We start from the raw sequence: 9,669 nt of genomic DNA, 5'->3' as shown, positions 1-9,669 counted from the left end.
CCCGGCCGCCGAGCGCCCCTCGCGCGCCGCCCGGACGCCGCGCGCGGCACGCACCCCGGTCGTGTCCGCACGCCCCGGTCGCGTGCGCACCCCGGTCGCGTCCGCACCCCCGGTCGCCCCGCGGACCGGGTGCTCCGCGCGTCCTGCCCCGGCGGCCGGGCGGTGGTCCCGGCGCGGACTAGGCTGGACGCCAGGCGACCGCCCGCGCGCGGGTGGTCGCGGGGGCACGTCCGCAGAACAGCACCACGGGGGTTCCATTGAGCAAGGCAGAGCAGATCCTGGTGGCCCTGGGCGGCGGCGGCAACGTCGTCGAACTCGAGCCGTGCATCACGCGCCTGCGGGTCGAGGTGACAGACCCGCAGCGCGTCGACGAGGACGCCCTCAAGGCGAGCGGCGCCTTCGGCGTCGTGCGCTCCGGGCGCATCGTCCAGGTCATCGTCGGCCCCGAGGCCGACAACCTGGCCGCGGAGCTCGACGGCCTGCGCTGACGCAGGCCCCGCGTCCGCGCGAGTTCGCCGGTTCCGCGCGAGTTCGCCGGTTCCGCGCCGGCCCGAGGCGCGCAACCGGCGAACTCGGCCCCGGGCCCGCGGCGGGCGTCAGTCGGTCGCGGGGTCGTCCGTCGCCGACACGCGCTCGCGGTGCGCCTCCAGCGCCTCGCGCTGGCCGGCCAGCGGGATGTCCGCGGCCTCCAGGGCCTCGCGGACGGCGGTGCGCAGCGCGCGGGCGACCGCCCACTGCCGAGCGGGCGCGGTGCGCTGCACGAGCTTCACGGTGACCGCGTCGAACGACAGGTCCTCGGCGGTCGTCACGGTGGCGGAGCCCTCCATCGAGGGGCCGAGCGCGGGGTCCTCGGCGAGCCGCGCCGCCGCACCCATCAGGACGTCGCCGACCCGGTCGAGGTCCGCGAAGTAGTCGACCTTCACCTCGACCACGGCGTTGGCCCAGCCCTGGGTCTTGTTGCCGACCCGGAGCATCGAGCCGTTCGGGACGTACCAGAGGGTGCCGTCGGCGTCGCGGATCTTGGTCACGCGCAGGCCGACGGCCTCGACCGTGCCCTGCGCGGGGCCGACGTCGACCACGTCGCCGACGCCGTACTGGTCCTCCAGCAGCATGAACATGCCGGACAGGAAGTCCTTCACCAGGCTCTGCGCGCCGAAGCCGAGCGCCACGCCGACGATCCCGGCCGAGGCGATGAACGGGGCGATGTTCACCCCGACCTGGTCGAGCACGGACAGCACGACGACGGTGCCGATGACGATGCCGGCGGTCGAGCGCAGCACCGAGCCGATGGTCCGGGCGCGCTGGGTGCGCCGGGCGTTCGCGATCGGGTTGACCTTGCGCAGCGCCGAGGCGACCTCGGTCCCGCCGAGCGGCTTGGCGATGCCGCGCTGCAGCAGGGACGTGCCGTCGGCGATGTGCTCGGTGACGACCTTGATCAGGCGCCGGACGATCAGCAGCGCGACGGCGCCGATCACGATGATCAGCGCGATGCGCAGGCCGGGGCCGAGCAGCCAGTCGACGAGGGCGTCGGCGTTGTCGGCGAGGTCGGCGGCCGGGTCGTCGGACGCGGCCGGCAGGACGGAGGGGAGGGACGCGGCGATCACCGGTCCACGCTAGCGGCCGCCCGCGGCAGGTCGCGCGGCCCGCACGCGGCCCGCACGGGACCCGCACACGGAGCCGCGCCACGCCGGCGCCGCGGCCCCCCCGCCGATCCGCGGGGCGCCCGCGCCGCCGACGCCGCCCGCCTCAGCGGCGGGCCAGGCCCGTGCGGTCCGCGACGAACTGGAGCTGCTCGACGGTGAGCGCCACGGTGCGGGACAGCGCGCGCCCGCCGTGCCCGACGCCCTTCTCCCGGCGGACCAGGACCGGCGCCGTCTCGAGCGGGGCCGAGGTCGCGGCCTGCAGCGCCGCGCCCAGCTTGCGGGCGTGCAGCGGATCGACCCGGGTGTCCCCGTCGAAGATCGTGAACAGCGTCGCCGGGTACGCGGTGCCCTCGACGACGCGGTGGTACGGCGAGTACGACAGCAGCCAGTCGAGCTCCCGCGGGGTGCCGGCGTCGCCGTACTCGTCGCTCCACGTCGTCCCGAGCCCGAACTGCTGGTACCGCACCATGTCGAGCAGCGGGGCGGAGCAGACCACCGCCGCGAACGTCTCCGGGTGCTGGGTGAGCGCGGCGCCGACCAGCAGGCCGCCGTTGGACCCGCCCCAGCACGCCAGCCGGTCCGTGGTGGTCCAGCCGTCGTCGACCAGCAGCCGCGCGACGGCGTGGAAGTCGTCGAACACGTGCTGCTTGTGCCCGCGGCGCCCGGCGCGGTGCCAGCCCTCGCCCTCCTCGCCGCCCCCGCGCAGGTTGGCGACGACGTAGACGCCGCCGGCCTCGACCCAGGCGAGCGTGGTGGCGGAGTACGTGGGGTCGAGCGAGATCTGGAAGCCGCCGTACCCGTAGAGGATCGTCGGGGCGGGGGCGAGCGGGCGCCCCTCGGCGTCGAGCGCGTCGGCCCGCGCCACGACGAACGCCCGCACCCGCGTGCCGTCCGCGCTGGTGGCGACCACGCGCTGCACCCGGACGTCCGGCAGGTCGGCGACCACCCCGGGCGGGGTCGCCCACAGCGAGGTCGTGCCGGCCTCGGCGTCGTACCGGTGCACCTCGGTGACCGTCGTGTGGTCGGTGTACGAGAACCAGACGTCCGGGCCGCCGTCGGGCCGGGTGACGAGCCCGCCGGTGGAGCCGAGCCCGGGCAGGTCGACGGTGCCGGCGTCACCGGGGAGGCGCTCGCCGGTCGCCGGGTCGTGCACGGTGATCTCGCTGACCGCGTGCCGGCGCCAGGCCGCGACGAGCCGCCGCGGGGTCGTGTCGTCGCCGCCGCCGTCGGTGAACGCGACGTCCTCCAGCACCGCCTCGGGGTCCTCGGGAAGCAGGGTGCGCCAGTGCGGGACGCCGGGCTCCTCCGGGTCGGCGACGGCGAGCCGCCCGCGGTCGGCGTCGAGCGTGGTGTGCACGTACAGCCGCCCGTCCCGGCCGACCCAGGCGCCGATCTCGGCGTCCTCGCCGACGGCCACCTCGCGGAACGCCGGCACGGTGCCGGGCTCGGTCGCGGCCAGGTCGGCGATCCACACGTCGGTGCGCGGGGCGGTGCCGGCGGACGCCGAGACGATCAGCCAGCGGCCGTCGCGGGACACCGAGACGCCGTAGTAGTTCGTCATGTCCAGGCCGTCGCCGAACACCTCGAGGTCCTGGTCCGCGTCGGTGCCGACCACGTGCCGCCACACCCGGCGGTGGTACTGCTTCTCGCCCTCGGGCAGCAGGTCGGGCGCGAGGCGCCGCACGTAGAAGAACGCGCGCCCGCCCGGCTCCCACGCGACGGGGGAGTAGCGGGCGCGGTCGACCGGCCCGTCCACCAGCGCGCCGGTCGCGACGTCGAGCACGTGCAGCACGCTCTCCTCGGTGCCGCCGTGCGACACCTGGTACGCCAGGAGGTCGCCCTCCTTGCTCGGCTGCCAGGCGTCGAGCGTCGTGGTCCCGGCGGGGTCGAGCGCCACGGGGTCGACGAGCACCCGCTCGCGCTCGCCGCCCGGGGCCGCGGGGTCCGGCTCCGCCACGACCACGACCGCGTGCTCCTGGTCGCCGGTGCGGCGGGAGAAGAACCGGCGGTCGCCCCGCCACGCGGGCACGCCCACGAAGCCCGCCCCGAGCAGCGCGCGCAGCCGGTCGGTGAGCGGCCCGGTCGCGAGCGGGCCGTCCGCCAGGTCGCCGGCCGTGACCCGCGCGCGGTACGCGGCGTACAGGTCGTCCTGCGCGGTGGACCAGGCCTCGGTCTCCGGGTCCTCGGCGTCCTCGAGCCAGCGGTACGGGTCGGCGACGGCGCGGCCGTGCAGGTCCTCGACCAGGTCGAGGCGGCGGGCGGCGGGGTAGCCGGGCGCGGTCGGCGTCGCGGCGGCGTCGTCGGCGGACTCGGTGGCGGCGGGCTCGGCGGTCATGCGCGCCACCCTACGACCCCCGCCGCCGCGGCCCCGGACCGCCGCCGCGCGGTGCCCGCACCCCCACCCACCAGCGCGGCTGCCCGGCGTGCGGGCCGCCCCTCTGGCAGGATCGGCGTGTGGCCGAGCACACACCCTCCCCGTCCCTGCTGGACCTGGCGCGGGCGCACGGCGTCGCCACCGAGTTCCAGGAGTTCAACGGCGGGATGCGCGACGTCGCCCCCGCCACCCTCGTGGCCGTGCTGGGCGCGCTGGGCGTGGACGCCTCGACGCCCGAGCGCGTCGACGTCGCGCGGCGGCACGCCGAGGACGCCCCGTGGCGCCGGGTGCTGCCGCCGGTCGTCGTCGTGCGGCAGTCCGACGCCGTCCAGGTCCCGGTGCACGTCACGCACGGGGACCCGGTGCGGGCGTGGGTCGAGGTCGACGGCGCCGAGGGCCGCGGCCGGCGCGCTGCGGGGGCCGTGACCGAGCGGGTCGAGCTGGAGCAGGCCGACGTCCTGGTGGAGCCGCGCACGGTCGACGGCCGCCAGGTCGGGCGCGCCACGTTCACCGTGCCGGCCGGGCTGCCGCTCGGCTGGCACCTGCTGCGCACCTCCGGCCCGTCCGGGGAGGCCGCGAGCCCGCTGGCCGTCACCCCCGACCGGCTGGAGCTCCCGGCCGCGCTCGACGAGAAGCGCGCCTGGGGCCTGATGGTGCAGCTGTACTCGGTGCGGTCGCGGGCGTCCTGGGGTGCGGGGGACCTGCGGGACCTGGCCGACCTCGCGTGGCTCTCGGGGCACGAGGCGGGCGCGCAGTTCCTGCTCATCAACCCGCTGCACGCCGCGGAGCCGGTGCCGCCGCTGACGCCGTCGCCGTACCTGCCCACCACCCGCCGGTTCGTGAACCCGCTGTACCTGCGCGTCGAGGACGTCCCCGAGACGGCGTACCTGTCGTCGGCCGACCGGGCGCTCGTCGAGTGGTCGGCGGAGCAGGCGCTGGCGCTCGACACCGACGACGGCCCGATCGACCGGGACGTGGTGTGGGCCGCCAAGAAGGCCGCGCTGGAGGTCGTGTTCGCCGCGCCGCGGTCCGCCGCCCGGCAGTCCGCGTTCGACGACTTCCGCCGGCGCGAGGGGCGCGGGCTGGAGGACTTCGCGCTGTGGTGCGCCCTGACCGAGCAGCACGGCGCGCCGCCGTGGCCCGCCGGCCTGCGCGACCCCGCCGCGCCCGGTGCGCTGCGCGCCCGCACCGAGCTCGCCGACCGGGTGCAGTTCTTCTGCTGGCTGCAGTGGCTGTGCGACGAGCAGCTCGCCACCGCCCAGCGCACCGCGCACGAGGCGGGGATGTCGATCGGCGTCATGCACGACCTGGCGGTCGGCGTGCACCCCGAGGGCTCCGACGCCTGGGCGCTCGGGTCGGTGCTGGCGCGCGGCGCGTCCGTCGGGGCCCCGCCGGACATGTACAACCAGCAGGGCCAGGACTGGTCGCAGCCGCCGTGGCACCCCGCCGAGCTCGAGCGGGTCGCGTACCGCCCCTACCGGGACATGCTGCGCACGGTGCTGCGGCACGCGGGCGCCGTCCGGATCGACCACATCATCGGGCTGTTCCGGCTGTGGTGGATCCCGCAGGGCAACAGCCCCGCCGACGCGACCTACGTCCGGTACGACCACGACGCGATGATCGGCATCCTCGCCCTGGAGGCGCACCGCGCCGGCGCGGTCGTGATCGGCGAGGACCTCGGGAACGTCGAGCCGTGGGTGCGCGAGTACCTGCTGGACCGCGGCGTGCTCGGCACCTCCATCCTGTGGTTCGAGAAGGATGGCGAGGGCCGCCCGCTGCCCCCCGAGGACTACCGCCGGCTCGCGCTGTCCTCCGTGACCACGCACGACCTGCCCCCGACGGCCGGCTACCTCGCCGAGGAGCACGTCGCGCTGCGCGAGCGGCTGGGGCTGCTCACCGAGCCGGTCGAGCAGGTGCGGCGCGCCGCCCGGGCCGAGCGCGAGGCGATGCTGGCGGTGCTGCGCGAGCGCGGCCTGCTCGGCGACGACCCCACCGAGCGCGAGGTCGTGGAGGCGCTGCACCGGTACGTGCTCCGCACGCCGAGCGTCCTGGTCGGGGTGTCCCTCGCCGACGCCGTCGGGGAGCGCCGGGCGCAGAACCAGCCGGGCACCGACCAGGAGTACCCGAACTGGCGGGTGCCTCTGGCCGACGGCGGGGGGCGGCTGGTCCTGCTCGACGACCTGTTCACCACCGCGCGGCTGCGGTCGCTGGTGGGCGTGCTGGCGGAGGGCTGACCGGCACGCCCCGGGGCGCCCCGCGGCGCGTGCCGGGGCCCGGCGCGGGGGTGGCTAGGCTGCCGCGATGACCACCTGGCCCCCGCGTCGCGTGCGCGTCGTCGGCACCTCCGGCGCCGGCAAGACGACGTTCGCGCGCGCCCTCGCCCGGCGGCTCGGCGTCCCGCACCGGGAGCTGGACGAGGTGTTCTGGGCGCCGGACTGGCAGATGCGCGACCTCGCCGAGGCGCAGGGGGTCCTGCGGGACTTCCTCGCGGCGTCGCCCGGCGGCTGGGTCGTCGACGGCAACTGGAACACCCGCCGGGAGGGCCTGGCCGACGACGCCGACGTGGTGGTGTGGCTCGACTACGCGCGGCCCCTGGTCATGGCGCGGGTGGTCCGGCGGACCCTGGGCCGGGGCCTGCTGCGCCGCGAGCTCTGGCACGGCAACCGCGAGCAGCTCCGGAACCTGGTGCGGCGCGACCCGGAGGAGAACATCGTGCTCTGGGCGTGGACGAGCCACGCCCGGAACCGCGAGCAGTACGCCGCAGAGGCCGCGCGGGGGACGGTCCCGGTGGTGCGCCTGCGCAGCCCGCGCGCGGCGCGCCGCTGGCTGACGTCCCTCCCGGTGGCCGGCCCCGCGCCGAGATCGGCGGCCTCGCCCGAGATCGGTGCCTAGAAGCACCGATCTCGGGTCGGGGCGCCGATCTCGGCGGGGCGCTCAGGCCTCGTGGTAGTGGCGGTCGGCCGCCTGGGCGGCCAGCAGCCGGCGCACGCCGTCGCGGGCCTCGACCACCAGGCGGCGCAGCGCCGGGGCCGCGTCCGGGTGCGCGGCCAGCCACGCGTCGGTCGCCCCGGCCACGTCGACCGCGCCGTCGCCGGCGTCGTCCGCGAGCTCGGTCGGGTACAGGCCGGTCACGATGTTCTGCGCCATCTCGTTGGTCTTCTCGGACCAGACCCGCTCGAGCCCGTCGAAGTACGGCGCGACGAACGGGCGGAGCAGCGCACGGTCGTGCACGCGGCCGAACCCGCCGATCGTGGCGGCCTGCAGGGCGTTCGGCAGCGCGTCGGAGTCCACGACCGCGGCCCACGCGGCGGCCTTGGCGGCGGCGGTCGGCAGCGCGGCACGGGCCGCTGCCGCGGCGCGCTGGCCGGTCGCGGTCGGGTCCGCCGCGAGCTGGGCGTCGATCTCCGCCTCGCCCGCGCGGTCGCCGGCGACCAGCGAGGTCAGCAGCTCCCAGCGCAGGTCGGTGTCGATCGACAGGCCGTCCAGCCGGGTGCCGCCGTCCAGCAGCGCCGCGACGGCGTCGAGCTGCTCGGGGGTCGACGCGCGGGCGGCGAACGCCTTGACGAGCTGCAGCTGGGTGTCGCTGCCGCCCTCGGCGTCGGTGGCCAGCGTCCACAGCGTGTCCGCGGCGGCGACCTCGGTGGCCGACCGGTGCTCGGCGGCCACGTACAGGTCGAGCGCGGTGTGCAGCTGCCGGAGCAGCACCAGCACGACCGAGGAGTCCGTCTCGTGCGCGATGTTGCCGAGCAGCAGGTCGACGTAGTCCCGCGCCGGGGTCTCGCCGTCGCGGGTCGCGTCCCAGACCGCCGCCCAGACGAGCGTGCGGGGGAGCGACTCGGTGAAGTGGCCGAGGTGCGCGATCGCGGTGGCGAGCGAGCGCTCGTCCAGCCGGACCTTGGCGTAGGCCAGGTCCTCGTCGTTGAGCAGCAGCAGGTCGGGGCGCTTCGCGCCGACGAGCTCGGGCACCTCGGTGCGCTCGCCGTCGACGTCCAGCTCCACGCGGACGGTGCGCTCCAGCCGGGTCTCGCCGTCCGCGCCGGCGACGACGTCGTAGCCGCCGACCACCAGGCGGTGCGGGCGCTGCACGGGGTGCGTGGCGGGCACCTCCTGGCGCACGGCCAGCGCGGTGATCCGCTCGACGCCGTCCTCGCCCACCTCGGACGCGATCTCCGGGCGCAGCAGCGTCACGCCGGACTGCTCCAGCCACAGCGCCGACCACGCGGACAGGTCGCGGCCGGAGGTGGCCTCGAGCTCCGTGAGCAGGTCGCGCAGCTCGGTGTTGCCCCACGCGTGCTTCGCGAAGTACCGCCGGACGCCCGCGAAGAACTGCTCCTGGCCGACCCAGGCGACGAGCTGCTTCAGCACGCTGGCGCCCTTGGCGTAGGTGATGCCGTCGAAGTTGACCTCGACGTCCTCCAGGTCGCGGATGTCCGCGGCGATGGGGTGCGTCGACGGCAGCTGGTCCTGGCGGTAGGCCCAGCCCTTCTCCAGCGAGGAGAACGTCGTCCACGCGGACGTCCAGCGGGTCGCCTCGGCGGTCGCGAGCGTGGACGCGTACTCGGCGAACGACTCGTTCAGCCACAGGTCGTCCCACCAGCGCATGGTGACCAGGTCGCCGAACCACATGTGCGCGAGCTCGTGCAGGATCGTCACCGCGCGGCGCTCGACCGTCGCCTCCGGCACCTTCGACCGGAACACGTACGACTCGAGGAACGTGACCGCTCCGGCGTTCTCCATCGCACCCGCGTTGAACTCCGGGACGAACAGCTGGTCGTACTTGGCGAACGGGTACGGGAAGTCGAACTGCTCCTCGTAGAACGCGAACCCGGCCCGCGTGATGTCGAGGATGTTGTCGGTGTCCAGGTGCTGCGCGAGCGAGCCGCGGCAGTACACGCCGAGCGGGATGGTGCGGCCGTCGCGCGACGTGAGCTCGCCGTGCTCGTGGTGGTACGGGCCCGCGACCACAGCGGTGATGTACGAGGACACCCGCGGCGTCGGCTCGAACGTCCAGGTGGCGGTGCCCTCGTCGCGGCCGCCGTTGCGGTTGCTGCCGCCCTCGACGGGGACCGGGTCGCCGACCGCGGGGGAGTTCGACACGACCACCCAGTGCGCCGGCGCCGTCACCGTGAACGCGAAGGTGGCCTTGAGGTCGGGCTGCTCGAACACGGCGAACACGCGCCGGGAGTCGGCCACCTCGAACTGCGAGTACAGGTACACCTCGTCGTCGACCGGGTCGACGAACCGGTGCAGGCCCTCGCCGGTGTTCATGTAGGCCGCGTCGGCGACGACGACGACCTCGTTCTGCTCGGCGAGTCCGTCCAGGCGGATGCGGGAGTCGGCGACGACCTCGGCCGGGTCGAGCTCGGTCCCGTTCAGCACCACGCGGTGCACGGTCGGCGCGATCAGGTCGAGGAACGTGCCGGCTCCGGCCTCCCGGGCGGTGAACCGGACGGTCGTCGTCGAGGTGAACGTCACCGGCCCCGTCGTCAGGTCGAGCGCCACGTCGTAGGACTGGACGTCGACCAGGGCGGCCCGGGTCCGGGCCTCGTCGCGGGTCAGGTTCTCTGCGGGCACGCGGGGTCTCCTCGTGGAACGTCGGTCGCAGGTCTGCGGGGGACAGCCTCGCTGAGGCGTCGCCGCATCATTCCACCA

At 75.9% G+C, this 9,669-nt stretch carries 6 protein-coding genes; 3 read left to right on the top strand and 3 right to left on the bottom strand.

Annotated features, from left to right (window positions below; genetic code table 11):
* Positions 1 to 257: 257 nt before the first annotated feature.
* Entirely contained in the window at positions 258 to 488 is a 231-nt protein-coding gene (locus FA014_RS06335; protein WP_154728851.1) for a glucose PTS transporter subunit EIIB, read from the top strand.
* A gap of 108 nt (positions 489 to 596) precedes the next feature.
* On the opposite strand, the gene FA014_RS06330 is transcribed toward FA014_RS06335, so the two are convergent.
* Together FA014_RS06330 and FA014_RS06325 are read right to left on the bottom strand one after the other, a co-directional pair.
* Positions 597 to 1,604: a mechanosensitive ion channel family protein gene (locus FA014_RS06330; RefSeq protein ID WP_230322919.1), complete on the bottom strand. Its 1,008-nt coding sequence runs from the start codon at positions 1,602 to 1,604 to the stop codon at positions 597 to 599.
* A 142-nt stretch (positions 1,605 to 1,746) separates the two neighbouring features.
* Positions 1,747 to 3,978: a prolyl oligopeptidase family serine peptidase gene (locus FA014_RS06325; RefSeq protein ID WP_154728850.1), complete on the bottom strand. Its 2,232-nt coding sequence runs from the start codon at positions 3,976 to 3,978 to the stop codon at positions 1,747 to 1,749.
* A gap of 119 nt (positions 3,979 to 4,097) precedes the next feature.
* On the opposite strand from FA014_RS06325, the gene malQ reads away from it, so the two are divergent.
* Both malQ and FA014_RS06315 read left to right on the top strand, forming a co-directional pair.
* Positions 4,098 to 6,251 (top strand): 4-alpha-glucanotransferase, encoded by a 2,154-nt coding sequence (malQ, locus tag FA014_RS06320; RefSeq protein ID WP_230322918.1) that lies wholly within the window; start codon positions 4,098 to 4,100, stop codon positions 6,249 to 6,251.
* 67 nt (positions 6,252 to 6,318) lie between these two features.
* Positions 6,319 to 6,909 (top strand): toxin, encoded by a 591-nt coding sequence (locus FA014_RS06315; protein WP_154728849.1) that lies wholly within the window; start codon positions 6,319 to 6,321, stop codon positions 6,907 to 6,909.
* Between the two features lie 42 nt (positions 6,910 to 6,951).
* On the opposite strand, the gene pepN is transcribed toward FA014_RS06315, so the two are convergent.
* Positions 6,952 to 9,591 carry an aminopeptidase N gene (gene pepN, locus FA014_RS06310; protein WP_154728848.1) on the bottom strand — a complete coding sequence of 880 codons (2,640 nt, stop codon included), beginning with the start codon at positions 9,589 to 9,591 and terminating at the stop codon, positions 6,952 to 6,954.
* Between the last annotated feature and the right edge of the window lie 78 nt (positions 9,592 to 9,669).

The organism is Cellulomonas hominis (genome assembly GCF_005239125.1).
GTDB lineage: Bacteria > Actinomycetota > Actinomycetes > Actinomycetales > Cellulomonadaceae > Cellulomonas > Cellulomonas hominis_A.
The sequence above is the reverse complement of the archived record's forward strand: the minus strand, read 5'-3'. Positions and strand labels throughout refer to the sequence as shown.